Source organism: Nocardia albiluteola (genome assembly GCF_018860155.1).
Lineage (GTDB): Bacteria > Actinomycetota > Actinomycetes > Mycobacteriales > Mycobacteriaceae > Nocardia > Nocardia albiluteola.
The window spans coordinates 45,720-72,427 of sequence record NZ_JAHKNI010000010.1 but is presented as its reverse complement, the minus strand read 5'-3'; the positions used below and the strand labels follow the sequence as shown (position 1 = coordinate 72,427).

The following is a 26,708-nucleotide window of genomic DNA, read 5'->3' as shown; positions in this document are numbered from 1 at the left end:
TGTTGCTCCGACAGCGTTCAACTGGGAAGGGGAAGTAGGCCATGGCAACGGACAAGACGCCGAACCTGGTCTACTTCTCGAGCGCCTCGGAGAACACGCACCGGTTCGTCGAACGGCTCGGCCTCGAGGCCGTTCGCATTCCGCTTCACACAGCCGACTCGCTTCGCGTCGACGAGCCCTACGTGCTGATCTGCCCCACCTATGGGGGAGGTCGGCACGTTCTGGGTCGCAACAGATCCGATAAGGACTTCATCCCCCGTCAGGTGGCGAGGTTCCTCAACGATCCGCACAATCGTGCGTTGTTGCGCGGCGTCATCGCGGCCGGCAACACGAACTTCGGCGATACGTATTGCTATGCGGGAGAGCTGATCTCGCGCAAATGCGGGGTGCCCTACCTGTATCGCTTCGAACTCATGGGAACTGCCGAGGACGTCGAACGCGTCCGAGAGGGATTGGGAGTGTTTTGGCAACGACAACAGCACCTGCCGGTAAGTCGGCCCGCCTAGAGCGTCCGGTCAGCACCGTCGACACCGCATCCGCCGAGGGGCTGGACTACCACGCCCTCAACGCGATGCTGAATCTGTACGGCCCCGAGGGGGAGATTCAGTTCGACAAGGACGTGGCCGCGGCGCGGCAGTACTTCCTGCAGCACGTCAACCAGAACACGGTCTTCTTTCACAACCTCGACGAGAAGCTCGACTACCTGGTCGAGGAGAACTATTACGAGCCCGAGGTGCTGGACAAGTACAGCCGGGCGTTCGTGAAGAAGCTGTTCCAGCAGGCCTACGCCAAGAAGTTCCGGTTCCCGACCTTCCTGGGCGCGTTCAAGTACTACACCTCGTACACGCTGAAGACCTTCGACGGCAAGCGGTATCTGGAGCGGTTCGAGGACCGGGTCTGCATGGTCGCGCTGACCCTCGCCGACGGCGACGAGGTGTTCGCGCAGCAGTTGGTCGAGGAGATCATCGGAGGCCGTTTCCAGCCGGCCACCCCGACGTTCCTCAATGCGGGCAAGAAGCAGCGCGGCGAGCCGGTCAGCTGCTTCCTGCTGCGCATCGAGGACAACATGGAGTCCATCGGGCGCTCGATCAACTCCGCGCTGCAGCTGTCCAAGCGCGGCGGCGGTGTCGCGTTGCTGCTGAGCAACATTCGCGAGCACGGCGCGCCGATCAAGAAGATCGAGAACCAGTCCTCGGGCGTCATCCCGATCATGAAGCTGCTCGAGGATTCGTTCTCCTACGCCAACCAGCTCGGCGCGCGGCAGGGCGCGGGCGCGGTGTATCTGCACGCGCACCACCCCGATATCTACCGCTTCCTGGACACCAAGCGGGAGAACGCGGACGAGAAGATCCGCATCAAGACGCTGTCGCTGGGCGTGGTGATCCCGGACATCACCTTCGAGCTGGCGAAGAAGAACGAGGACATGTACCTGTTCTCGCCGTACGACGTCGAGCGCATCTACGGTGTGCCGTTCGCCGACATCAACGTCACCGAGAAGTACCACGAGATGGTCGACGACAAGCGCATCCGCAAGTCGAAGATCAACGCGCGCGAGTTCTTCCAGACCATCGCCGAGCTGCAGTTCGAGTCCGGCTACCCGTACATCATGTTCGAGGACACGGTGAACCGGGCCAACCCGGTCAAGGGCAAGATCACCCACTCGAACCTGTGCTCGGAGATCCTGCAGGTCTCCACGCCCTCGGTGTTCAACGACGATCTGTCCTATGCCACCGTGGGCAAGGACATCTCGTGCAACCTCGGCTCGCTCAACATCGCCAAGGCCATGGACTCACCGGATTTCGGGCAGACCATCGAGGTGTCGATCCGGGCGCTGACCGCAGTGTCCGATCAGACCCACATCTACTCGGTGCCCTCCATCGAGCAGGGCAACAACTCCTCGCACGCGATCGGCCTGGGGCAGATGAACCTGCACGGGTATCTGGCGCGGGAGCGGGTCCACTACGGATCCGAGGAGGGTGTGGATTTCACCAACATCTACTTCTATATCGTTGCGTACCATGCGGTTCGGGCATCGAACAAGCTGGCCATCGAGCGCGGCCGCGCCTTCGGCGGATTCCCTGAGTCCAAGTACGCCACGGGCGAATACTTCGACAAGTACACCGAGCAGGCGTGGAAGCCGGAGACCGAGCGGGTGCGTGAGATCTTCGCCGAGGCCGGGGTGCACATTCCGACCCAGGACGATTGGCGCGAGCTGAAGGCCTCGGTCATGGCCCACGGCATCTACAACCAGAACCTGCAGGCCGTGCCGCCGACCGGATCGATCTCGTACATCAACCACTCCACCAGCTCGATTCACCCGGTGGCCTCGAAGATCGAGATCCGCAAGGAGGGCAAGATCGGGCGCGTCTACTACCCGGCGCCCTACCTGACCAACGACAATCTCGAATACTTCGCCGACGCATACGACATCGGCTACGAGAAGATCATCGACACCTACGCCGCCGCCACCCAGCACGTGGACCAGGGCCTGTCGCTGACGCTGTTCTTCAAGGACAGCGCCACCACCCGCGATGTCAACCGCGCCCAGATCTACGCTTGGCGCAAGGGCATCAAGACGCTGTATTACATCCGCATCCGCCAAATGGCTTTGGAGGGAACCGAAGTCGAGGGCTGCGTGTCCTGCATGCTGTAGCAGTTATTGTGCGAGAGGCGCTTCCGGTTCACCGGGGCGCCTCTTGGCATTTCCGGACGGGCGGTCGCCGTCAGTGGGGCAGGGCGGGGCCTCCGAGATCGCGGATCCGTTGAAGGAGCGCGGCGTCGGCGTCGTCGGCCGCACGGAACTCCGTGACGGCGGCGTCGAGCCGGGCGGAGCCGTAGGCGTCCTGCTGAGCGGTGGTCTGGTCCGGTGGGAGTGCCACCGTCGCGACCGCTGCCGCGCAGTCCCGGCTGCCGTGATCTATTCCGTCGATCACCGCCTCCCACAGCCTTTCCGATTGCGGATCCGAGATCCGGAAGTATCGCCTTGCCTCGGGCACGATATCCGCGAGGTCGAGGCATCGCGAGCCGATCTGCTGCGAGATTGTGCCGTCGAGGGAGCCGTTATTGGCGGTCAGAATGTTTATGAATGTGAAGATGTCGTTGTCTATGCGGTATGTCATGTTGTCGCTGTAATGGAACCAGGCGACAACCTGGTTCCCCAGAACGAATTTCGATGTCGGGGAGGCCACCTCCTGCTGGGCCGCGAGCGTCTCGAACGCGTGCGGGTCGCTGTTATCGCTGCGTACCTGGCCCCACGCCATGGCGGTCGCCGCGCCGATCGCTATGACGCACAGCGTCGCCGCCACGATGCGCCGCGCGGTGAGTGTACGCATCGGCCGGCGGACTCGGGAACGTTTCGGGTACCGCAACAGAGGTGCGGCTGCGGAGACCACCGCCGCGGCCAGTACACCACCGGCCAGGACCAAGGGCATCCATTCGGTCAGGAACAGGATGGCCGAGCCGGGGTTCCAGCGGCAGCCGCGCATCGTTGTCGTCAGCGGGGCGATACACCCGTCGGTCGACATCAGCGTCCCGATACCGATCCAACCGACCAGAAGTCCTAATTGAACGGCGATCAGTGTGCCGAGCAGGGAGTCTCGACGGCCGCGGGCGGCCGTGGCCGCGGCAACGATACTGCCCGCAGCGGCGGGAAGCAGATAGGGCAGAACGAAGATGAGCGGTGCCCACCCGGGTGCCTGCGTCGGCGGCGGCCAGAGCGTGTGCACCACCATCGCGACGAGTACGGCGGTACCCCAGACGGTGATCGCACCCGCCGCCGCTGCGGCGAGAATGTCACGCAGCGAGGGTAGCGGCCGGGTGTGCGGTGGCGTGACGACCTCGGCGGCTCGCACGAACCGCAGCCGCCATGGTGCCAGGCCGCCGGCGGCGACGGCCCACAGGAGCAGGGGAGTCAGCCATACCGCGGTGAGCGCGACCGCGGTGAACGGGGAATTGCTGACCCCGGCATTCAGAATGAGCACAATGATTGCCAGGTGCAGAGGCCAGCCGTCCGCGACGGCTATCTTCTGGCTGATGAGCGTCGCGGTATCGGCCTGAAATGCCCATGTGGAGAAGACCAGGGCATTGTCGCCCCACCACGCGAAAATTCCGGTAAGGACCAGAAAGCCGCCGATAATATTGATCCAGAACGGAATTCGGTCCGATCGTCCCGGCCATGCCGTCACCCAGAGCTCGGTGCACCGCGTTGCCCACCAGCCATAGAACATGCCGATCGGAATCGGCAACAGCAGGGCCACCGGATAGTCCGGCAACCAGTCGCTGACCGTGACCCGATTCAGGACCAGCTCGCCCAGGGCGAATCCGATGCCGAACCAGATGCCCAGCCGCAGGCCGGTGGCGGGGCGTGTGGCGGTGATCACGCCGAAGATCGCCCGTCGCCACACCGTGAATCCGACCGCGCCGGTCATCAGCGCGGCGGCCGCCATCGCGGATAGGTCGGCCTTCAGTGTGAACGGGACCATCAGGTATGTCAGCAGTTCGGATAATCGCCCGCTGATCAGCGAGGCCGCGACTCCCATCGACAGGATCGGCAGGCCGGAGATGTCGAACAGTACGGAGGGGTCGTCGAGGGCACGTCGGCGAAGACCCCATCGAGGATGGGTGAGGAACAGTTCGATCGTGCGTTCGGCGATGCGGCGCAGAGGATTCGGGAGCTGCCGCGGCTCGGGGATCACCCAGCCGCGAGGGTCGGCGCCCCACCGGACGGCCGTGCGATCAGCGTAGATCTCACGGGTGCGCAGCACATCGGCCCGGACCAGATATACCAGGACGGCCAGGACCGCCGTCATCGCCAGATTACGGACGGCATAAGGGATATCGTCGAGCCATTTATCGGTACCGAAGCCGGGGAGAGTCCAGACCGCCCACACCAGATAGGGCACCAGCACCGCACCGGCGAATGCCCGCCACAGCGCGACCGTGGCATAGGTCGGGGTCGCATCGCGATTGTAGATGTGCGCCAGCTCATGCAGTACGACTGCCCGAAAACGCTGAGGCTCCTCGACCATTCGGGTCAGCAACCCGCCGTGGAGCCGGACGGTCGGGCGCCGCGTCCGGCCGGTCACGACCGCGCCCGCAGACAGGGCCGTTGGGTCCACCACGAAGCGGACCGACCGGCCAATCTCGGCGGTGCTCACCAGTTCGGCCAAGACCGGCGTGAGATCCGCATAGCCGTGCAGTCGTTCGATGGGGATATCGCGGCGGCCAGATCGTGGGCGGATAAGTATCGCGAATACCACCACGGCTGCAACCATCAGCACTGCGATGACGCACGGCGGAATCCACCACGGGGTCGGGGGTTCGTACCGGTCCGAACAGTCCTTCAGTGCCTCGGACTGGCGTTGCATCGCCTCGATCATCGCCATCGTGCCTGCATTCGGGTCGGCGCCCGCGGCCAGCGCGCATCCCCAACTTCTCATGCGGGCGGCGACGACGTCCTGCGCCATAGATCCGGCCGCGACGACAATCAGGACGGTCAACAGGATGAACCGCACGGTGGTCCCGGCCGCGATGGATCGATCGTCGACCTGCGGTGCGGGTGATTGTGCCGCGGGGACGTACGGGGCGAGCCGACCTGGCCGCATCGGGTGCCTACGCGGTCGTGGTACGGCCGGATTCCGTGGAATTGTCGGCCGTAGTGGGGCTGGACTTCGGCGAATCATCGGCCGTGGCGGGGACGGACTGCGCCGAATCACCTACCGCCGTCGAGTCAGGCTGCGCTGAATTGCCTGCCGTGCTGGGCTTTTCGGTCGTATCCGGATCCCCCGGCACCGGATCCTTTCGCAGCCGTGCCATCGTGACGGTCGCGATCGTCTGTGCGAGTTCGGAATCCAGCCCGCGCGTGGCTGCCAGCTCGACGAGCAGCCGCTCCACCTCCGCGAGCTCCTCCTCGGACAGTTCGGGGAGCGTCTTCTTCCCGGTCTCCTTGTGAAAGACCTTGCGCAGCACCCCCTTCACCCCCGTGACCGCCCCGTCGGCGGCCCGGCCCGCCAGCCGCTTTGCCATCTCGTCCAGCGCCAGCCACAGCACCGGCGTCGCCAGCGCGGTGACCTCTTCGACTCCGAATCCGAGCGGCTCGTTACGTTTGCCGCCCCGCTTCAGCCGACGAATCACCGTATCGTCGTCGTACAGGCCGAGCCCATCGACGATGAACAGCTCATTGACCGCGACGTCACCGATCACGTCGCGAACGACATCCCGAACCACATACTGGTCCATGCGAGCCCCCAATCGGCGAATATCGATGTGGCCCAGCCTACTCCGGCACACTCGCAACAATCACTATGTGGCGTCAAAAATCGGTGTGCGGCACCTACTTTCGATGCGGTCAGTCGTCCGCCGAGCCCGGGGCGCGTGACTACCCGAGGTCCGGCAAGTGGGAGGTCTAGAGGTGGAGGGCTGCGTGAGCTGCATGCACTCGTACGTACGATGGGCTGAACGTCGTTCTATCGGGGGTGTGTGATCAAGCGAGAACGCATCCGGATGGTGTCCACATTGGCAGGGTGGCTCGGCGCGATGATCTGGGACTACGTCGTGTGGTATCGGGTGTGGCCGTTCTGGCTGTTCGGGGTGGGTCTGCTGTTCCTTGTCCTCGGGTATTCCATCGGGCCGGCGTCGCGGTCTCCGAGATTGCGGCGGTGGCTGCGTCCTCGGCGGACGGCGCTCGAGGATGTGGAGCGTGCGCGCGCCGAGCTGCTCGCGGCGCAGCGGCGCCGACGGCGCAACGCCGGTCGCGGTCGGCGCAAGCGGCGCGGGGGTTCATGAGCATGTCGCAGAAGTCGTTGTGCGGGCGGCAGTTTCGGTGATCGCCGAGGACGCCATTCCTGCGTTACGTCAAGGAACGAGGCTCCCGTGCCGCGGTGGCGAGGGTTAGGATCCTCGACGCAAATGTATGGAGAAAGCAGAGGTTGCGGTATGCGTGGTGTGCGCTTCGACGAGTTCGGTGGGCCGGATGTGTTGCGGCTGGTGGAGCTCGAGGTACCGGAGCCGGGGGTGGGAGAGATATCGATCGACGTCGAGTACGTCGGGGTCAATTTCGCCGATCTGCAGGCGCGGACGATCGGATATCGGGTGCCGGGGCTGCCGTTCGTTCCCGGGGTCGAGCTGTCCGGCCGGGTCCGGGCGATCGGCGCGGGCGTTGAGGGGGTGACCGCCGGTCAGCCCGTCGCGGCGATCACCGACGGCGGCGCCTACGCGGAGGTTGCGGTCGTCCCGGCCGCAAAGGTGTTCGCGGTGCCCGAGGGCATCGATCTGCGGACCGCCGCAACACTTCCCACGGTGCTGCCGACCGCCTACGCGCTGGTGCATACCGTGGGCCGGCTGCAACCGGGCGAGACCGTGCTGGTGCAGGCCGCGGCGGGCGGGGTCGGAACCGTGGCCGGGCAGATCGCCAAGCTGGCCGGCGCCGGCGCGGTGTACGGCGTGGTGTCCAGCGCCGCCAAGGCGGACTATGCGCGCAAGGTCGGCTACGACGACGCCTTTCTTACCGAGGCATTCGACGACGAGGTCCGCCGTGCCACCGACGGTCGCGGTGTCGACCTGGTGCTGGACTCGATCGGCGGGCAGACGTTGCGCCGGGGACTGGAGTCGCTGGCGCGGTTCGGCCGACTCGTCTCCTACGGCAATGCCGGTGGAGAGTCCGCCTGGAAGGTCGGCGCGCCCGAACTTTTTCCGCAGGGCCGCACCGTCTCCGGTTTCTCGATCCTCGAGCTGAGCGCCAGCGCGCCGGAAGTGTTGCACGACATCGCCGCTCGCGCCTTCGAACTGGTCACGACCGGCGACGTGGAGCTCTCGATCACCGCCGAATTCCCGCTCGCCGAGGCGGCCGACGCTCATCGCCTGATGGAGGGCCGTACCTCCACCGGCAAACTGCTTCTCGCGATCAACGGCTGATCCGGCAGGCGGGCGACGACGGCTACGCGATCGGGGAAATGGTCCAATGCCCGGGAAAACCGCTGTCTCCCAACGTCTTGGCGTAGATTTCGGCCGCGTCATTCAGGGCGCGACCCTGGTCGCGGCCGACGACGACCCACGCTGAGCACGGATACGCCCGGCCGCGCAGGGTGAGGTAGGCATCGAGCTGGGCGAAGGTCTAGATCAGGCCGAGCTCCTGTGCCCGGGCGCCCGCCTGGAAGCGGGAGGTTGCGCCGAGGGCGGACATGAGTTCGGCAACGCGGCGGCGGTAGGTGCGGACCGACAGGCCCAGGGCGCGGGCCGCGGCCTCGTCGGTGGCGCCGGTGTTGAGGTGGTCGAGGATGCGGGGGGCGAGGAGGCGCAGGTCGGCGGCGTCGTGGTCGTAGACGGCGAAGTCGGTCGCGGCGCGCCAGGCGGCGTCGAACAGTGACAGCACGCCGTGGACGACCTCCGGGACGGTGATGATGCTGTAGCTGCGTTCTCCGAAGGAGGTGTCGCCAGCGAGGATGACGGTCTTGCGGTCCAGAATGATCGTCTCATTGATCTCCTCGTCGCTGATCCGCACGCCCGCGCCCCGCTCGACCATGGTGTGCAGATGCTGCGACAGCGACGGGTCCAGCAGCGCCGAGGGCCGGTACAGCTTGCGCATCGCCACGTCGGGGCCGATCTGGTCGTGCCGGACGTTGTGCCAGGTGATGAAGTCTTTGGCGGCGCAATCGAGGCTGGTCGTGGCGCGTTCGAACAGGTGCGTGGTGCTCTCGAACAGCTCCCGTGCGCTGCGCACGACCGTGACCTGCTGTGTTTGGACCATGCCTCGAGTGTCCCGGCCGGTAGGTTCGGCGTCAATCCGCGGCAGCTTGTTGCCAATCACTGCGCGTGGCGAACCGAAGGTCAAGGCTGGAGGCATGACAGAGACATTTTCTGCCCGCGCGGCAGGTACGGGGCGATTGGGATCGTTCCAGGTAAACCGGGTCGGCTTCGGTGCCATGAAGCTGACCGGCTGGCCGCAGGGCAAACAGCCCGTCCGCGACACAGCGTTGGCGGTCCTGCGTCGCGCGGTCGAGTTGGGCGTGAACCACATCGACACCTCGCAGTTCTACGACCGTGACGGCATCAACGCCAACGAGCTGATCCGTGAGGCCCTGCACCCGTATCCGGACGACCTGGTCCTGGTTACCAAGTTCGCCGCAATCGACCCCGGCCTGACCCCCGACGGCCTGCGCAAGAACGTCGAGATCAACCTCGAGACCCTCGGCATCGACCAGATCGACGTGGTGAACCTCCGTGTCGGCGACAACCTGGCCCCGGCCGAGGGTTCCCTGGCCGAGCCGCTCACCGCGCTGGCGAAACTTCAGGAAGAGGGCCTGATCAAGCACCTGGGCATCTCCAACATCACCCGCGCCCAGTTCGACCAGGCTCGCGACCTCGCTCCCTTCGTCTGCGTGCAGAACGCCTACAACGTCGCTATGCGCGGCGACGACCCGTTGATCGAGGCGTGCGAGGAGGCGGGAATCGCCTTCGTCCCGTTCTTCCCGGTGGGCGGTTTCGCGCCCCTGCTGACCGAACACCTCGACACCGTGGCCACCCGCCACAACGCTTCCCCCCAGCAGGTCGCCCTGGCCTGGCTCCTGGCCCGTTCCCCGGTGATCCTCCTGATCCCCGGCACCTCGGACCCGAAGCATCTGGAAGAGAACATCGCAGCCGGAAGCCTGAAGCTCACCGACGAGGATCTAGCCCTGATCGGCTGATACGTCTCCCTCCGGCCGCTGCGCCCGATCGAGCAGGGTGAGATAGGTGTCGAGCTGGGCGGCACCGGCGAGCAGGTTGCGGCTGCGGGTGTTCAGGCGAGCCTGCCAGGAGTCGAGGAAGGCGCTCAACGCGTCGGTCCCGCCCGCCTCGTGCAGCGATTCGAGGAAGCGCGCGACTTGCTGCAGGAGGTATCCGCCGCGGCGAAGCTGGCGGGCGATCTCGGCGTCGCGCACGGCGTCCGGACCGTATGTGCGGTAGCCGGTCGCCTTGTCGCGTTCGGGGTGCAGGATGCCCTCGGACTCCCAGGTGCGCAGCGTTGCCGGGTGCACGCCGAGCCGGCGCGCGAGTTCGCCCACGGTCAGCGGCGGACCAGCGATCCGGGGAGTGCCGGTGGACAGCGTGCCCAGTGCGGCGGCGACCTCGGTGCGGGTGCTGCGTTCGGTGCGCAGCGCGACGTGCGCGGCATCGATGAGCCGGTAGGCGGATTCGGCATCGCCCTGGTTCACCGCGCGCATGATTTCGGTCGCCTGCTGGTGCCCGTGACCGCTGCGCAGGGTGAGGAAGGCGCGCAGGGCCTGCGCGTGCAGGGGCGTGTAGCGCCGGTATCCGGTCTCGCTGCGCGCGGTCGTCGGGAGGATTCCGGCATCGTCGTAGTTGCGGATCGCCTGGGCGGACAGGCCGTGTTCCCGGGCGAGATCGATGGGTCGCAGGGTGCACCTCCGATTGAGGCTTCGGGCTATCGAACATCGGTGAACGTTGTGAAAGTCTCACACGATTCTTCAACGATATCGTCGAGGGGAGTTGCTACTCGAAGGGGTCTTTCATGTCTGCTGCCACCTCACTGCGTCCGATGGCGCGCCAACTCGACGACCCGGCGGGCCTGGGCCGTGCCCTCGACGAACTGCTCGCCGAGCCGCCCGCCCTGTTCGCCCTCGGCGAGCCGACCCACGGCATCGTCGCATTTCCCTTGCTGCGCAACGACATCCTCGCCCATCTCGTCGAGCGCGGATGCCGGTCGATCGCACTGGAGACCGATGTCTTCGCCGCCTCGCTCGTCGACGACTACGTCAACGGGGGTGCGGCGGCGATCGAGGAGGTGCTCACGACCGGATTCAGCCACGGCTTCGGCGACATTCCGGGCAATCGCGAACTCGTCGAATGGCTCCGGGCGCACAACGCCGATCGCGAGCCGGGGGATCGGGTGCGCTTCTACGGCTTCGACGCGCCGCTGGAGTTCTACGCCGCGCCGAGCCCGCGACGCGCACTGTCCACCGTCGTCGACCATCTGCCCGCCGCACAGCGACCGGAATCGGCCCGCGATCTCGATGCGCTGCTCGGGCCGGATTCGGACTGGTCGAACGAGGCCGCGATGTTCGACCCGGCGGCGTCGATCGGCAACTCCGAACGCGCCCGCGCGCTGCGCATCGTCGCCGACGACCTCGCCGCCGCGCTGCACCGCGTGGGCCCCGGCCTGCGCCCCGCCGACCCGGCGGGTTACGACCTCGCGGTTGCCCACGCCCGCACCGCCGTCGGCCTGCTCCGCTATCACGCGGCAATGGCCCTTGCCGCGCCCGATCGCATCGAAACCCTGGGCAGCGTGCGCTCGGAGATGATGGCCGAGAACCTGCTCGCGATGCGCGCGCGGGAGCGGCGACGCGGGCCCAGCATGGTGTTCGCGCACAACCATCACCTGCAACGTCATCCGTCCGGCGAGGCGAGCTGGGGGAACGCCGGCGCGCTGGTCGAGCTCGCGCTGGGCGGGCGCTACGTGTTCGTGGCCAGCGACGCCCGGCCGGGCAGCGATCCCGGCACGCTGCAGGCGAGGCTGGCCGAGGCGACCACCCGTCGCGCGATGTTCCCGGTGCCGGAATTGCTTGCCGCGCTTCCTCCGTCGATCCGCGCCGGCGAACCGATCGTGCCCGGTCACCTCGTACTGCAACCGTCGGAGGTCGAGCGCGCCGATGCTGTTGTCTTCATTGCCGATACCGACGGAAAGCAGCACAAATACTGGTAACCACACGCGATGTCGGATGATGTTCGCAATGAGACGCTCTCCCCGCCGCGCCGGCCGTGGCCGACGCGCGATCGTCGCGGTGTGCGCCTGTTCACCCGCCCGCAAGGGGCGGCGGGTGAAATCGGTGGTGACAGTTATCGGTCAGGGATGCGTGCGGGTGATCAACCTGCAGGAGTGTAAGTCCTTGAATCGGTGACGAATTCGGGATTTCCGTAGGTCGCCAACCGGCGCTCGACGAGCCGGGCGACGTACCGGTCGACGAGTGGGCGCAACCTGCGCACGAGGGTCGCGCCCATCACGACCAGCAGCCGTCCGATCAGGAACGGGGCGGTCACCGCGACCCGCGCGAGATCGCAGGGGCCGAACGGCAGGCCCATCTCGCGGGCGACGCGTCGATCGGCGTGGCGGAACGCCATGATGAAACCGGCCTTGCTGTAATTCGCAGTCGAACGCCGTAGTTCCCGGATTCGGCGTCCTGATGGTGTCCTGAGTGTCGCACCACCGTTGGGCGACAGGCCATGCCGCCCAACGGGTTTCGGTCAATGCAGGCCGTCGGCGAGCGGGCCCAGCGCCAGGGCGGGGAAGTACTCCAGTCCCACCACGACCAGTGTCGTGCCGACGACCAGGCCGACGAACATGGGCCGATGGGTGGCGACGTGGCCGACGGTCACCACGCCGCGCTGCTGCGCGGCGAAGCTGCCCGCCAGCGCCAGCACGAAGATCATCGGCAGGTAGCGGCCCAGCAGCATGGCGACGGCCAGCGCGGTATTCCACCAGGTGGTGTTGCCGCTCAGGCCCGCGAAGGCGCTGCCGTTGCCGGCGACGGAACTGGTGAAGGCATACAGCGCCTCCGACAACCCGTGCGCGCCGGTGTTGGCCATCGCCGCCCTTTCGCCGGGCAGCGTCATCGCGATCGCGGTCCCGGTCAGGATCACCGCCGGACCGGTCAGGATGAACAGGCCCACCAGCTTGGTCTCCCGCGCGCCCACCCGCTTCTGCAAATACTCGGGCGTCTTGCCGACCATCAGGCCACCCAGGAACATCGCCAGCAGGGCCATCAGTAGCAGTGCGTACAGGCCGCTGCCCGCACCGCCCGGCGCTACCTCGCCCAGCATCATGTTGCCCATCAGCACCGCGCCGCCGAAGCTGGTGAAGCTGTCGTAGGCGGAATTGGCGGCGCCGTCCGCGGTCGCGGTCGCGACCTGGCCGAACACGGCCGAGCCCGGCACGCCGAAGCGGGTCTCGGTGCCTTCGGCGGCGGCTCCCGCGGCCTGCACGACGGTCTGGCCGACGTGCGCCTCGGCGCCCATCATCAGGCCCAGACCCAGCGCGAACAGGAATCCGACCACCGCGAGCAGGGCCCAGCTCTGTCGCTTGTCGCCGACCATCACGCCGAAGGTGCGGACCAGCGAGGCCGGAATGAGCAGCATCGCCACCATCTCGAGCACATTGGTCCACGGCGTCGGGTTCTCGAACGGGTGCGCGCTGTTGACATTGAACGCACCGCCACCGTCGCCGGACATCAGCTTGATCGGCTCCCAGGAGGCGGCCGGTGCCCGCAGAATCGTCTGGCTACCGCCGGTGATCGTGTGCACCTCGACCGGGCTCGCGCCCTGCACCACGCCCGCGAGGAGGAACACCAGCGACAGAATCGCCGCGATCGGCAACAGGATTCGCACGATGCCCCGGATCAGATCGACCCAGAAGTTGCCGACCTCGTCGGTGCGATGCCGGGACAATCCGCGGATGAGGGCCATTGCCGCACAGATGCCCACCGCTGCGCTCGCGAACGCCTGCACGCCGAGCCCGGCCATCAGGCCGAAATGTCCCATGATCTGCTCGGGGGAGTAGTTCTGCCAGCTGGTGTTGGTGACGAAGCTGACCGCGGTGTCGAATGCGAGCGCCGGGGTCATGCCCGGACGCCCCCACGGTGCTGGCAGATACTGCTGAATCAGCAGCAGCGCATACAAACTCAGCACGCTGATTCCGGAGAAGGCCAGCAGCGAACCCAGATACTTCTTCCAGTTCTGCTCGTCGCGCGGCTCCACGCCGACCAGCCGGTAGATCGCTCGCTCCGCCCGCAGATCACGGCTGCTGGTGAACACCCGGGCCATATAGTCGCCCAGCGGAACGTGCACCGCGGCAATGATGATGATGACCGCGGTGACCTGCAGCCACGCCGCCGTCTCCCACTGTGGTTCCGCCATTGGCGAAGAATAGGAACCTCGCAGGCCCGGATCGGATATCCATGCGGCATTACTACGGGTGTGTCGCGGATGCTGACGAGATCCGGGCGGGGGTGTTTTCAAAACGTCAGGATTTCGGGTCGATCCGTGAACATGGCGTTGCCGCCGGTCAGGATGGTAGAGGCGACGCCGAAGCTGGTGTCGCGGCGCGTCGGCGGAGACCACCGGGGTCGGCCCGTCATTCACTGAGTCGGTGATCATGGAGTTCGGGTGAGAGGGACATTTCGTGTCTACCTGGGCGCCGCCCCGGGAGTCGGCAAGACGTTCGCCATGCTCGAGGAGGCTCGTCGCCGCGCCGCCCGCGGTACCGACGTGGTCATCGGCCTGGTCGAAACGCACGGGCGCGTGCACACGGAAGCGGCGATGAAGGGGCTCGAGGTTGTCCCGCGTCGTGAGGTCCGGTATCGCGGTGGTGTTTTCACCGAGATGGACACCGACGCGGTGATCCACCGGGCCCCGCAGGTGGTGCTGGTGGACGAGCTGGCACACGCCAATACCCCGGGTTGCCCGTACGAGAAGCGCTGGCGCGACATCGAGCAGCTGCTGGACGCCGGCATCGACGTGATCTCCACGGTGAACATCCAGCATCTGGAGTCGGTGCACGACGTGGTCGAGCACATCACCGGGGTCTCCCAGCGCGAGACCGTCCCCGACGAGGTGGTGCGCCGCGCGGATCAGGTCGAGCTGGTCGATATGACGCCCGAGGCGCTGCGCCGCCGGATGGCACACGGCAACATCTATCCGCCCGAGCGCATCGATGCGGCGCTGAGCAACTACTTCCGGGTCGGAAACCTCACCGCGCTGCGGGAATTGGCGCTGCTCTGGGTGGCCGACAAGGTCGAGGAGCAGCTGGCGAACTACCGCGCACAACACAACATCGCCAGCACCTGGGAGTCCCGCGAACGTGTCGTGGTGGCGCTGTCGGGAGGTTCGGAGGGGGACACCCTCATCCGGCGCGCGGCCCGAATCGCGGCCCGCTCGCACGCGGATGTGCTCGCGGTACACATCACCCGCATCGACGGGCTGATCCGTTCGGCCCCGGTGCATCTCGAACGCCAGCGGGGTCTGATCGAGAGCCTGGGCGGCACCTACCATCAGGTGGTCGGCGACGACATTCCGACCGCCCTGCTGGAATTCGCGCAGGCGGTCAACGCGACCCAGCTGGTGCTGGGGACCTCGCGCCGGAACAGGCTGGCGCCCCTGCTTTCTCGCGGAGTCGCCGCGGAGACCGCGGTGCGCTCCGGCACGATCGACATTCATCTGGTCAATCACGAGCACGCCGGGCGGGGCCGCGGCGCCGGGCGCTCCCCGGCGCTGAGCCTCGGCAGACGACTATGGGGATTCGGCGTCGGCTCGGCCCTGCTGGCGCTGGTGACCGCGGTGCTGTGCACTCTGCGCACCGAGCTGTCGCTGACCAGTGACATCCTGATCTACCTGTTCGCGGTGGTCGGGGTATCTCTGGTGGGCGGTATGTACCCGGCGATCATGTCGGCCGTGGTCGGATTCCTGCTGCTCGAATACTATTTCGCGCCGCCGCTGCATTCGTTCGCCGTGGCCGATCCGCAGAACATGCTCGCGTTGGCGGTCTATTTGGTGGTGGGTGCGGCCGTCGCGGTCGTGGTCGAACTCGCGGCGCGACGGACGCGGCAGGCCGCGGCCGCGAGCGCGGATGCGAGCGTGCTGGCCACCCTGGCCGGGAGCGTCTTGCGTGGCGAGGACACCGCCGCGGCAATTCTCGAACGCCTGTGGCACACATACACTTTGGAATCGGTAACGCTGCTCGAACGGGTACCGGGCATGCCGGTGACGCCGGGGCGTCAGAGCGAACCGCGGCGCTGGCAGGCCATCGCGAGCGCCGGGGAGCGGCCGTGCGCGAGCCCCGACGAGGCCGTCACCGCGATCCCGATCGGCGACGATATGGTGCTGGCGCTGCGGGGTCGGGTGCTGGACTCCTCGGATCGAAAGATCTTGGAGGCGTTCGCCGCTCAGGCCGTGGCGGCGCTGCGCCGCGAACGGCTGGCCCGGACCGCACAGGAGGTCCGGCCGCTGCAGGAGGCGGACCGGTTGCGCACGGCCCTGCTCAACTCGGTGGGGCACGACCTGCGCACGCCTCTGGCCGCGGCCATCGCGGCGGTCGACGGGCTGCAGAGCGACGGCCTGCTCACCCAGGAGCAGCATCACGATCTGCTCGACGTGGCCGCCACCTCCCTGCGCCGCCTGGACCGTCTCGTCGGAAACCTGTTGGACCTGAGCCGATTACGGGCCGGGGTGCTCGGAATCGCCGCGCGCCCCGTCGCCATCGCTTCGATGATCGAGGACACCGTGGCCAATCTCGGTCCCGCCGCGGCCGCGGTACAGGTGCGCATCGCCGCGGAACTCCCCGACGCGGTGGTGGATTCGGTGCTGCTGGATCGCGCGCTGGACAACGTGATTCGCAATGCCCTGCGCTACGCGCCCGGTGACAGCGGGGTGCTGGTCACCGCGAGCGCGTTCGGCGATCTGATTCAGCTACGGGTGATCGACCACGGTCCGGGAGTTCCCGTGCCGCAATGGGATCAGATCTTCCAGCCGTTCCAGCGGCTCGACGACCGGGACAATCATTCCGGGGTGGGCCTGGGCCTGGCGCTCGCGCGCGGCCTGGTCGAGGCGATGGGCGGATCGCTGATCCCGGACGAGACTCCCGGCGGCGGGCTCACCATGATCATCGCGCTGCCCGCGGTGGACGGCCGCATCGCCCTCGACCTCGCGGACGGCGAGATGATCGGTGACCCGAAGGGATTGCCGACGATCGGACGGTGAGTTCGTCGGGGAGAAATCGGTTGCGGACACCGGATGTCGGCGGCACTCTGAGCCCATGTCCGGTTCATTCACGGGCCCGCGATCGGGGGAGTTGTCGACATCGGGGAAACATGCTGTCCCCCAACGCCTGGGCGTCGATTTCGGACGCGTCATCCAAGGCGCGACGACCGAACCCGGTGCGGCGGATACGGTTTTCCTGTCCGGCGGCGTCGAGCAGGCCATGCGTACCCCGCCCAGCCCCGGGGCCCTCGAGGTGCTCGCCAGGCTGGTGCCGCGATTCGACGAGACCTGGATCATCTCCAAGTGCGGCCCGCGCATCGAGCAGCGCACCCGCCAATGGCTCGACCATCATGATCTTTACGGCCGCACCGGAATTCCGCGTGAGCATGTGAGATTCTGCCGAGCCCGGGCCGACAAGGCCGTCCACTGCGCCGAGCTCGGCATCACCCATATGATCGACGACCGCCTCGATGTGCACATCGCGCTGCGCGGGCTGGTGCCCCATCTGTTCTGGTTCGGCGCGCAGCGCCAACCCGCTCCGGACTGGGTGACCTCCACCCGTACATGGCCCGATGTGGAGGCCGAGGTCACCGCGACCATGTAGGCGGGGCGTAGGGGAGGAGATCGCCCGGGCCTCGAAGGGGTTACCGGTGGCGGGCTGACCGGTGGGCGGGATCGGGCCGCGAGCCGACATCTGGCAAACTGTGGGCATACCTCGGGTCCTCCGGAGAGCCGTCGTCTGTGTCGCGAACCCGTGTGACGAGGTGCATGTCGCCGGCCCTGCCGTATCGGTGTGGGGCGCCGCACGCCCGCACGCATCTCCGCAGGACCCCGGGAGGACACAAGGGGTTGTGCTGCGTAACGTTGTCGGCCCCCAGTAGTAGTGTTGTGGGTGAGGGAATTCCGCAAGGTCCGGCGAGGTGAGAAGGGTGAGTGAGCGGGCGTGAAGCTGATTGATCGGGTGTCTGCGATCAACTGGAATCGGGTGCCCGACGAGAAGGATGCCGAGGTCTGGGACAGGCTCACAGGCAACTTCTGGTTGCCCGAGAAGGTTCCGGTCTCCAATGACATTCCGTCGTGGAATACGCTGACGCCGCATGAAAAGCAGCTCACCATGCGGGTTTTCACCGGCCTGACGCTGCTGGACACCATTCAGGGCACCGTCGGTGCGGTGAGCCTGATCCCCGATGCGCTGACCCCGCACGAGGAGGCGGTGTACACCAATATCGCGTTCATGGAGTCGGTGCACGCCAAGAGCTACAGTTCCATCTTCTCCACGCTGTGCTCCACCCGCGAGATCGACGATGCCTTCCGCTGGTCCGAGGAGAACCGGAACCTGCAGCGCAAGGCCGAGATCGTGCTCGACTACTACCGCGGCGACGAGCCCCTGAAGCGCAAGGTGGCCTCCACGCTGCTGGAGAGCTTCCTGTTCTACTCCGGCTTCTACCTGCCGATGTACTGGTCCTCGCGGGCCAAGCTCACCAACACCGCCGACCTGATCCGCCTGATCATCCGTGACGAGGCGGTGCACGGCTACTACATCGGCTACAAGTATCAGAAGGGCCTCGAGGCGCTGTCCCAGCCCGAGCGCGAGGAGCTCAAGAACTACACCTTCGAGCTGCTGTTCGAGCTGTACGAGAACGAGGTCGAGTACACCCAGGATCTCTACGACGAGGTCGGCCTCACCGAGGACGTCAAGAAGTTCCTGCGCTACAACGCCAACAAGGCCCTGATGAACCTCGGCTACGAGGGCCTGTTCCCCAAGGACGAAACCGACGTCAACCCCGCCATCCTCTCGGCCCTGTCCCCGAACGCGGACGAGAACCACGACTTCTTCTCGGGCTCCGGCTCGAGCTACGTGATCGGCAAGGCCGTGAATACGGAGGACGAGGACTGGGCGTTCTGAGTCCGGCTGTGGGCGAGAACCACACGGTGACATGCTCGGGCTCCGGCTCGAGCTACGTGATCGGCAAGGCGGTCAACACGGAGGACGAGGACTGGGCGTTCTGAGTCCGGCTGTGGGCGAGAACCACACGGTGACATGCTCCGGCTCCGGCTCGAGCTACGTGATCGGCAAGGCCGTGAATACGGAGGATGAGGACTGGGAGTTCTGAGGGGGGCGAGAACCACACGGTGACATGCTCCGGCTCCGGCTCGGGCTACGTGATCGGCAAGGTCTAGGCGGCCTGTCGATCACCTCCTTCGTGGGTAGGCCGGCCAGGGCCGGGTTCCAGGCGACGCGGCGGGTGACCACGACGGGCAACTGCCGCAGGAGGGCGGCGGCGACCGCGGCGCGTGCTCGGCCTTTGGCCGCCGCCGGATCCACAGCCGCGATCGCGTACTCACACGATGCGGTGCTGCACGGGAGATGAAGGTTGTGGCCCCTCGGGGTCGCCCTGTCGAGGGAGGTCGCGAACCGCCTCATGCCGCGTTGGCTGAAGACCGTCGTGGTGAGCGACGGGGAAGATGGCATCGAAACCGGAATCGGCTCGAGGTACGGAATCGGATGTCGTCGGGGGGTTGGTGCCCTCTGGCAGTGCGGGCGGTGGAGATTCCGAAACCGCATGGTGGTGGGACACGGAGTAGATCCGGCCGCTCACTGAATTAACCACCCGGTGCTGGTCGGTGGGCCCGAGATTATCATTTCGCCGGCATCCGGAAGCCTGCCAACCGGAGGAATTCCGTGACGGCAGGCCAGGGAATTACGTGACCGTCGACACTCGACTTGATCGAAAAATTATTCCGCTAGATTGAAAATTTATTCTGCGGCCGGCCGTTTCAAGTCATGCGGTGATACGCTACCGGCACATCGTGGGTGGCGTCCGATTGATTGTCAGGTGGTGCGCTGGCACCGCAACACAAGGCAGGAGATGGGTATCATGGCGGGCGAGGGCAATTTTGCCGGAGCGGGTGCAGGCGGCCGGTCGGCCCATTCCCGACGCCAAGAATTCAATGGATGCCATTGTTGGTCGATATTCGATCGGTATCTACGCGTACCATGCGCACCGGTAGCAGCCGAATAGCCATTGCGCTGGATGGATTCGATAACGAGCTGATGGGCATGTGAAGATAGGCGCGCGGGATGCTCCTGCGGCCTTCCGGTCCGCGGTACGAGTCCGAGCCGGCTTCCTGCGCTGCGCTGGTTGACCCAGGTTCCAGGTGTCGAGCCGTCGGCCGGCGGCGAGGTTTGCATCTTCGCCGGGTCGTAACAGTAAAAGACGTGCGCGGTCCAGGGCTATGTCGTGGGCGACGCTGCCGAGGCGCTGTGGATGCGGCACAGCCACGCGATTGCGGCGCGCGAAGCGGAGACGATCACGAAATGATCATGTAGCTGTCGCTACTTTCGGCTTTCGCAGTGATGCGCCGCAGTGAAAGTAGGTAGGCGAATGACATTGATGCTTTCGGTGCTGGGACCGGTGCAGCTGGTTGTCGACCCGGACGGGTCCACCGGACAGCCCGTGCCGCAGATACCCCCTAAACAGCAAGCGATGTTGGCCATGCTGGCATTCGCGCGGGGCCGGGAGGTATCGGTGGACGAGCTTATTGCGGGCGTGTGGGGCCTGGAGTCGCCGCGGTCGGCGCTTGGTGCAGTGCGTAACTACGTGTGGTCATCGCGCAAACTACTCGGGGCCGGACCGGTCACGCTGTCGTCGGAGCCGGGTGGCTATCGTCTCGACGGAGCGTTGGAGCTCGACATTGATCGCGTGCAACGGCTACGGGCCACCGTGGCGGCTGCGCGGCGGGAGGGTCGGCTCGCTGCGGCAGAGGACACTGTGCGGCAGACGTTCGGCTATTGGCGCGGTGACCCGCTGGCGGGGGTGCCCGGGCCCTGGGCCGCTGGTCAGCGCGCCCGGCTGCGCCGGCTGCTGCTGAGTTTGCACGAGACCGGCGTCGAGATCGCTATCGATCGTGGCGATTACGGCAACGCTATAGCCGATCTGGAGGCGCTGATCGCGGCCGAGCCGCTGTCCGAGCAGCTGCGGGCGCTGCTGATGACCGCCTTGTACCGCTCGGGGCGCCGGGCCGCGGCACTGGAGGTATACCAGCAGATCCGTCGGCTGTTGGTGCGGCAGCAAGGCATCGAGCCCGGACCTGCGCTCGCCGAGCTGCACCGGCAAATTCTCGCCGACGAACCGGCCAGGTCGCTGCCGCCGCCGGCAGGACCGGCCGTACCACCGGATTCGCCGGCGCCGCAGGATTTGGTGCATGGGCTGTGGGCGGCGCTGCCGCCGGATGATCCGGCGCTGGTCGCGGTAATCGTGTGCGACAACCAGCGCGCGGAACAGGTTGGTCTCGAGCTGATCCGACGCGGGCTGCTGGAGTCGACCGGGCCCGGAGGCTACGGCCCGGACTCCCGCACCCGGGTGTTCGTCCGGGATGCGGCACCGGACGGTTCGATACCGGAACGCAAGATCCTCTCCGACGCCTGCGGACGGCTCCCTGAAACCGTCAACAGGTTTGCTACGCCGCCTGTGCAGTCAGGTAGCTGATCGATCCAATCGCGGTGCCAGCAGCGGTCGTGCGCTGGCAATTGATGCCGAAATGACAGCGGCCGGCTGACCCGTCTGGTTGTCGGGTGTTACGCTGCCGCGCACATTACGGGTGGGCGTCCGGACGGGTCGTGAGGTGTCGGCACCTCGCGTGAGGAAGGAAGGTGCGCATCGTGGCGGACCAGATCATTGTTGTCCCAGCGGATGTGGAGTCGGCAGGCCGGCTGCTGCTCGACGCCCAGCAGAGATTCGACGCCACGGTCGGGCGCCTGTTCTCCGATCTGGCCTCGTTCGGTCAGGAGACCTGGGGACGCGACAGCTACGGAACTCAGTTCGAGCAGACCTCGGGAACGACTCCGGGTTACGGCTCCTCCAAGGAAAATCTGCGGGACGGCAGTACCCAGATGTCCGCCGCGCTGGACGGATACAGCAGCGGGCTGATCGCGGCGGCAGGCAACGCGACGACCAACGAGGCAGATGCCGCTACGGCCTTCTGACAACGCATGAGTCTGCATTGGCCGCCCGCACTGCGCTGGCTGACGTACGTGGTGGGCTCCGAATGGCCCGATGGTGACGAGGATCGCATGTTCGCGATGGCGCAGTATTGGCTCGATGTCGCGACCGACCTCGAGCAGAACGTCATTCCGATCCTGAAGCAGGCCAAGGCCGTTGCGGTGCGGGGCTACGTGGCGGGCGACGGTGCCGATGCCGTGGGCACGGCACTGGAGCAGTTGATCTCCGGTCCGCATTCGGTCGAGCAGCTGGCCCAGGACTACCGGCAGATCGGTACCTCCACCCGCCAGGCGGCGACGACCATGGAACAGACCAAGCTCATGATCATCTGGGCAATCAGCATGCTGGCCACCCAGATCATCGGTGCCTGGCTGTGGCCCCCCACGGCGCTGATCGTGGAGGCCGCCGCGATCGGGGCGGCACGGGAATATCTGTATCAAGTCGCGAATCGGGCGCTGGACGCGCTCGCCGAGCTGCCCGGAGTCGGCGAATATCTGGTCAAGGGGATCAGATTCATTCCGGAACTGGGCGATCAGCCGGGCAAGCTCGCGGCCTGGATCGCCAAGCCGATCACCGAGTTCGTCGGGAAGGCCGCGCCGGCCATCACCGAAGCGATGGAGGGCATGGGGGTCGGCGAGGCGCGGGCGCTGGCGATCGGGAAGATGCCCGAGCAGGTGGTGAAGTTCCTGGTGGAGAAGGGGATCAGCACCTCGCTGTGGTCCGGCGGAGGCGACATTCTGATCCAGGGCATCCAGCTTGCGAAACACCATCGCGACAAGTTCGACGGCGAGGAACTGGCGATATCGATGGTCGCGTCGTCGGGCGGCTGGTATGTGGGCTCCCTATTGGCCACCGGGATCGAGAAGTACGGCGGTCAGTGGCTGATGAGCCTGGGCAAGGACCCGACTCGGGGCCTGTGGGGCGCGGGCCTGGGGATGGCGGCCGGCAGCGTTCCCACCGCGATCGGGGCCCTGGTGGGCAGCGGCATTGCGTATGGCTTCACCGGGGGAACCTTCGATTGGCACGCGGCCGGCCTGGCCATGGGCGGGGCGGGCGCCAGCAACGCGATCATGGGGTCGCAGCGGGGCTATATCGGCAAGCTGGGCGCAGATCCGGGGTCCGCGGCCGAATTCGATTGGCAGGCCGAGGAGGTCAAGCAGCTGTTGCAGCCAGAGCACCAGGAGCAGGCCCTCCCTGCGGGCGGCGAGGAGCGGGCGCGGCTCGCGGGCGGCGCGGAGCCGGAGCCGAACGCGGGCGCAGAGCAGGTCGGCGGTCATGAGGTGCCGGGGCCGCAGCAGGAGGTAGCACAGCCGCAGCCGACGGAGGGCCGCAATGAGCAGATACCGAACGGGGACGGAGGGCAGCGCCCGCAACCGGCCGGCGCGGATCGGCCCCTCGGATCGTACGAGGAGCTGCGGGAGGAGATCCAGCAGCGTCACGTCGAGGAGTTCGCGCAGACCCCGCGGGCACAGCGCGCCGCCGTCGCCGCGCGGCAGCGCACCGAGATACAGACCCTCACGCGCACGCACCTGCGGGAGAAGCAGGCCGAACTCGACCTCGTGAAAGCACAAACGCTGCAAGCCCGGACACCGGAGCAGCCCGGTCGCGCGCTGCCGCGGGCACCGCAGGAGCAGCTGCCGCCGGAGCCGGACCCGGTGCGGCAGGCGCAGGACCGGCTGAACGATGCCCGCGCCGACGCTGCCACGGTGCGTACGAACCTGCAGCGTCGCTGGGCTCAGCAGGACTCGGTCCAGGCATCGCGGCGGCCGGATGCGGTCGACCCGGTCGAGGCACCCGAAAATCTGGAGCACCCCGAGCCGCATGCGCCGGGCGACGGGGAGCCGCCGGCTGTCGAGCCGCCGGAGGGCGGTCATGCGGTCGCGGGCGGTGAGCAACCGGCGCCGGAGGGCGGTCACGCGGTCGCGGGCGACGAGCGGCCGCACGAGCAGCCGCTGCCGGAACTGTCCGCCGACCCGGCGCAGCCCGGGCCCGAACCCGGTGGCGACGAATCCGCCGCAGGCCATTCCGTGACCGAGGCACAGGCCATGGCGAACGTGCGCGACAAGCTGGCTGAACTCGACAAACGGGTTTCGAAGCTGCTCGACGCGGACGACCTGACCGAGCAACGGTACGACGAGCGACGCAACGAACTGGACCGCCTGAACAACGAGCGCCGGACCAAAGATGCCGAGCTGACCCGAGCCGAGGCGGACCGCACCCGCGCCGAAACCGACCACGATGCCGCGCGCAATCACCTCGAACAGCTGCGGCGGCGCAGCGTGCCGCAGCACGAAGACGGCCTGGCCCGGCAACTGCGCGAGGCCCAGGAACAAACGGAGGCTGCGGAAGAGGAGGCTACTCTGCGCGCCCGCGACGTCGAGCGGGCCGCGACCCGGCTGGCGCTGACCGACCGGAAGCTGTCCATCGCCCGGTCTCGGCTGGACAGTGCGGTCCGGGAGCAAAGCCGGGCCCGCGCCGCGGTGCGGCAGGCTCAGCAGGAGCTGGACGAGGGGCTGGAGGGGGCTGAACGGTATCGTGCCCGGCTCGAGGAGCTGGTCGCCGGGCACGAGGCGGCGGCCCGGCAGGAGCCGGGAGTGGCGCGGCACCTGGAGCGGGAACAGGAGATCGCCCGGCTACGGGAGCAGCTCGAAGCGGCGGACCGTACCCACGATGAGCAGGTGCAAGACCTCGAGCGCCGGAATGCCGAGGCGCAGCAGCGGATTCAGCGGCTCCCGAACGATCGGGAGCAGCTCGCCCAGCTGCGCGGGCAGCACGAGGATGCGGTCACCGAACTGCGGCAGCGGCACCAGGCCCTCGCCGACCAGCGCGAAGCGGAAGATCCGGAGCAACTCCGGGTGCTGCAACGGGCACACGAGGAGATGCTCGAGGTCATGACGCAGGCGTCCGAGCCGATGGCGGAGCTGGATCGACTGCTCGGCACCGAACCACAGCGGCAGGCCGGGCTCGTCCAGCAGCGGCAGCAGCAGATCACACAGTTGCGGCAGCAGCACGACGAGACCGTCACCGAGCTGCGGCGGCGGTTGACGGCAGCGGAACAGGAGCTCGGCGAACCGCCCCGCGCAGCGGAACACCGGCCGGCCGGCCGGCCCGGCGACGGCGGACCCGAGGAGTCGACGGGGCGGCACGATGAGCTCGCGGCGGAGCGCGAGGCGCGGCAGCGCGAGATCGACCGTGTGCGGCGCAGACTCGACGAACTGAACGAGTATCACACGCGTGTTCAACAGCACCGCAACCACATCGATGAGATGGACACCGCTCGCGAAGAACTTCTGCTGCAATCCGGTAGCACCGAGGCGCGGCTCCGGGCGGAGCTGGCGAGCCTCGTGGCGGGCACCACCTTCGAGCGCGCGCTCCTGGACGGCGGGTACATGAGCGGCAAGCCCAAGCCCAAGAAGCGGTCGCTGGACCACACCATGCCGGATCCGTTCGTCGCGGTACAGGTTCCGCCCGTGAGCACCTGGGGTCACGTCCGCCGTCACCGGCTCCACCATCACAATCCCGGCCGAGTGAACACCGGCACCGGAGGCAACAGTGAGCGATGACTACCGGGCAGCGGGCACAGTCCCGCCGCGGTCGGTCCGAGAAGGCGCCACCGGGTCGGTCGATCCGGAAGACCGCGTACCCGGCGATCGGCAGGCAGTGATGCTCGACCGAGCCGGCAGCGACGAGCCGGTGCCGGGTCGCGACGGGCTCGACGCCGCCGGCGTGGATGTATTCGTGCCGTTGGACTCCGAATTCGGCTCGGAAGCACCGGCTTTGCCGCCGGATCGACCACACGACGATCCGCGCGCCGGGCTGCTGGACTATGCCGCCGAGGTGGCCCTCGACATCACCGAGCTGCTGTTGCCGGCTGCCCCGCCGGACTGGCAGCGGCTGGAGCTGGCGTGCTCGGTCACCGTCGCCGCGGTGGCGGCCGAGGCGGCATTCAGCACCGGCGCCGCTGACGGAGTGCGGGTGGAGGTTCCCGCGGCGGCCGTCGAACTGGTGCGATTGCTGCGCACCGTGACCGTTCCGCTGGAGGATCGAGCGTGGTGGCGGGTCATGCTGTGGCGCAATGTATCCGGTGATGTCGGTTACGAATTCGACTACGGTCAGCGGCCGTTCCCGGTCGATCAGCTGTTGCCCGCGGCGGCATACCGTGCCGATCTGAAAGACTTTCCGCGGGAGCGGTTGCCGGTGTGGCTGGCCGCGTATCTGGCGGCCGCGGAGCGGCGGGTCGGCACGCGCATCGCCCGGCACGGCGCCGCCCGCGCGGTGCCGATGCGTTTCGTCGATCCGGCCCTGATGTGGGCGCGCTGGGCCACGGTGGCTGCCGCGGCCGTGGCCATCGGCAGCGAGTGGGGACCACGGATCCTCGGCTCGACCGCCGTCTTCGAGGCCACCAGCGGCAGCGGCGCGACCCTGTATCTGCTGCCCCGTGATCGGGTGGTGCTCTCCGGTGGCCTGTGGGACGATCCCCGGCTCGATGCCGTGTACAACGACGGCGCCGCGCCGCCCGACTATTACGCGGGCGCACCGGACTGGATCGATGTTCCGGTGCTGAACCGGCGCGCGACCGGCGGCCTGCTCTCCTTCTGCTACTGGTGGGACGGTACCGGGTGGTACCGCGGCGACTCTCCGGAACCCATGGCGATCGCTGCTGCCTTACCCGGATTGTGGACGGCGGACACAGTGATCGGGGTGGTGTACCGGGCGCTGGGCGCGTCCGCGTCGCAGTCGGCGGTGGCCGAGCTGGTGGCGGCCGCCGAATCCGGCCGGGTCACCGTCACGGCGGTCGCGGCGGCCTTCGACCTGGACGAACAGACCGACCTGGCCGGGGCGTTCACGCAGCTGGCGCTCGCCGGCCTCACTCGCTAGCGCGGCGGCGGGCGTTCCTGCTTCGGGTGCCGCCGTATTCGTTGCTGCCACTTCGCACCTGGCGCTGTCGGGCAAAACCGTTGAGCT

Annotated in this window: 19 protein-coding genes and 1 pseudogene; 14 read left to right on the top strand and 6 right to left on the bottom strand. The window is 67.3% G+C overall.

The window, feature by feature from the left end; translation table 11 throughout:
- The first annotated feature begins 41 nt into the window (after positions 1-41).
- Both nrdI and nrdE read left to right on the top strand, forming a co-directional pair.
- Positions 42-506, top strand: coding sequence for a class Ib ribonucleoside-diphosphate reductase assembly flavoprotein NrdI (nrdI, locus tag KO481_RS27335; RefSeq protein WP_215921195.1), 465 nt, complete (start codon positions 42-44; stop codon positions 504-506).
- A gap of 65 nt (positions 507-571) precedes the next feature.
- Positions 572-2,653 (top strand): class 1b ribonucleoside-diphosphate reductase subunit alpha, encoded by a 2,082-nt coding sequence (nrdE, locus tag KO481_RS27330; RefSeq protein WP_245401634.1) that lies wholly within the window; start codon positions 572-574, stop codon positions 2,651-2,653.
- Between the two features lie 70 nt (positions 2,654-2,723).
- Here the strand turns inward: nrdE and KO481_RS27325 are convergent, their stop codons facing one another.
- Together KO481_RS27325 and KO481_RS27320 are read right to left on the bottom strand one after the other, a co-directional pair.
- Entirely contained in the window at positions 2,724-5,603 is a 2,880-nt protein-coding gene (locus KO481_RS27325) for a M48 family metalloprotease (protein WP_215921194.1), read from the bottom strand.
- 7 nt (positions 5,604-5,610) lie between these two features.
- Positions 5,611-6,237, bottom strand: coding sequence for a hypothetical protein (locus tag KO481_RS27320; protein WP_215921193.1), 627 nt, complete (start codon positions 6,235-6,237; stop codon positions 5,611-5,613).
- Positions 6,238-6,477: 240 nt separating this feature from the next.
- On the opposite strand from KO481_RS27320, the gene KO481_RS27315 reads away from it, so the two are divergent.
- Positions 6,478-6,783, top strand: coding sequence for a hypothetical protein (locus KO481_RS27315; RefSeq protein ID WP_215921192.1), 306 nt, complete (start codon positions 6,478-6,480; stop codon positions 6,781-6,783).
- A gap of 150 nt (positions 6,784-6,933) precedes the next feature.
- Positions 6,934-7,911 carry a quinone oxidoreductase family protein gene (locus KO481_RS27310; protein ID WP_215921191.1) on the top strand — a complete coding sequence of 326 codons (978 nt, stop codon included), beginning with the start codon at positions 6,934-6,936 and terminating at the stop codon, positions 7,909-7,911.
- Between the two features lie 199 nt (positions 7,912-8,110).
- Here the strand turns inward: KO481_RS27310 and KO481_RS27305 are convergent, their stop codons facing one another.
- Positions 8,111-8,743, bottom strand: coding sequence for a helix-turn-helix transcriptional regulator (locus KO481_RS27305; RefSeq protein WP_215921189.1), 633 nt, complete (start codon positions 8,741-8,743; stop codon positions 8,111-8,113).
- A gap of 94 nt (positions 8,744-8,837) precedes the next feature.
- On the opposite strand from KO481_RS27305, the gene KO481_RS27300 reads away from it, so the two are divergent.
- The gene (locus KO481_RS27300; protein WP_215921187.1) at positions 8,838-9,680 is read left to right on the top strand and encodes an oxidoreductase; all 843 of its coding nucleotides are present in this window, start codon (positions 8,838-8,840) and stop codon (positions 9,678-9,680) included.
- Here KO481_RS27300 and KO481_RS27295 read toward each other — a convergent pair.
- Positions 9,663-10,391 (bottom strand): MerR family transcriptional regulator, encoded by a 729-nt coding sequence (locus KO481_RS27295; protein WP_215921627.1) that lies wholly within the window; start codon positions 10,389-10,391, stop codon positions 9,663-9,665. The two genes, KO481_RS27300 and KO481_RS27295, sit on opposite strands and share 18 nt — an antisense overlap.
- A 113-nt stretch (positions 10,392-10,504) precedes the next feature.
- Between KO481_RS27295 and KO481_RS27290 the strand changes: the two genes are divergently transcribed.
- Complete coding sequence (locus KO481_RS27290) at positions 10,505-11,695, top strand: erythromycin esterase family protein (RefSeq protein ID WP_215921185.1); 1,191 nt, start codon at positions 10,505-10,507, stop codon at positions 11,693-11,695.
- Between the two features lie 161 nt (positions 11,696-11,856).
- Here the strand turns inward: KO481_RS27290 and KO481_RS27285 are convergent, their stop codons facing one another.
- Together KO481_RS27285 and kdpA are read right to left on the bottom strand one after the other, a co-directional pair.
- Complete coding sequence (locus KO481_RS27285; protein ID WP_215921183.1) at positions 11,857-12,111, bottom strand: hypothetical protein; 255 nt, start codon at positions 12,109-12,111, stop codon at positions 11,857-11,859.
- Between the two features lie 123 nt (positions 12,112-12,234).
- Positions 12,235-13,902, bottom strand: coding sequence for a potassium-transporting ATPase subunit KdpA (gene kdpA / locus KO481_RS27280; RefSeq protein WP_215921181.1), 1,668 nt, complete (start codon positions 13,900-13,902; stop codon positions 12,235-12,237).
- A gap of 249 nt (positions 13,903-14,151) precedes the next feature.
- On the opposite strand from kdpA, the gene KO481_RS27275 reads away from it, so the two are divergent.
- The 8 genes and pseudogenes from KO481_RS27275 (at position 14,152) to KO481_RS27245 (ending at position 26,621) form a co-directional block, all read left to right on the top strand.
- The gene (locus KO481_RS27275; protein WP_215921179.1) at positions 14,152-16,740 is read left to right on the top strand and encodes a sensor histidine kinase; all 2,589 of its coding nucleotides are present in this window, start codon (positions 14,152-14,154) and stop codon (positions 16,738-16,740) included.
- A 55-nt stretch (positions 16,741-16,795) separates the two neighbouring features.
- On the top strand, positions 16,796-17,344 hold the full coding sequence (locus KO481_RS27270) for a hypothetical protein (RefSeq protein ID WP_245401615.1): 549 nt from the start codon (positions 16,796-16,798) through the stop codon (positions 17,342-17,344).
- A 339-nt stretch (positions 17,345-17,683) separates the two neighbouring features.
- Entirely contained in the window at positions 17,684-18,646 is a 963-nt protein-coding gene (gene nrdF / locus KO481_RS27265; protein ID WP_215921177.1) for a class 1b ribonucleoside-diphosphate reductase subunit beta, read from the top strand.
- 91 nt (positions 18,647-18,737) lie between these two features.
- Positions 18,738-18,854: pseudogene (locus KO481_RS45020) on the top strand (class 1b ribonucleoside-diphosphate reductase subunit beta); the annotation flags it as partial.
- A gap of 1,272 nt (positions 18,855-20,126) precedes the next feature.
- Positions 20,127-21,230, top strand: coding sequence for an AfsR/SARP family transcriptional regulator (locus tag KO481_RS27260; protein WP_215921175.1), 1,104 nt, complete (start codon positions 20,127-20,129; stop codon positions 21,228-21,230).
- 173 nt (positions 21,231-21,403) lie between these two features.
- A complete protein-coding gene (locus KO481_RS27255) occupies positions 21,404-21,727 on the top strand; it encodes a hypothetical protein (protein ID WP_215921173.1) in 324 nt (107 codons plus the stop codon).
- A 6-nt stretch (positions 21,728-21,733) separates the two neighbouring features.
- Entirely contained in the window at positions 21,734-25,306 is a 3,573-nt protein-coding gene (locus KO481_RS27250; protein ID WP_215921172.1) for a WXG100-like domain-containing protein, read from the top strand.
- Positions 25,296-26,621, top strand: coding sequence for a hypothetical protein (locus tag KO481_RS27245; protein WP_215921170.1), 1,326 nt, complete (start codon positions 25,296-25,298; stop codon positions 26,619-26,621). Before KO481_RS27250 ends, KO481_RS27245 begins: the two co-directional genes overlap by 11 nt.
- Positions 26,622-26,708: the final 87 nt, after the last annotated feature.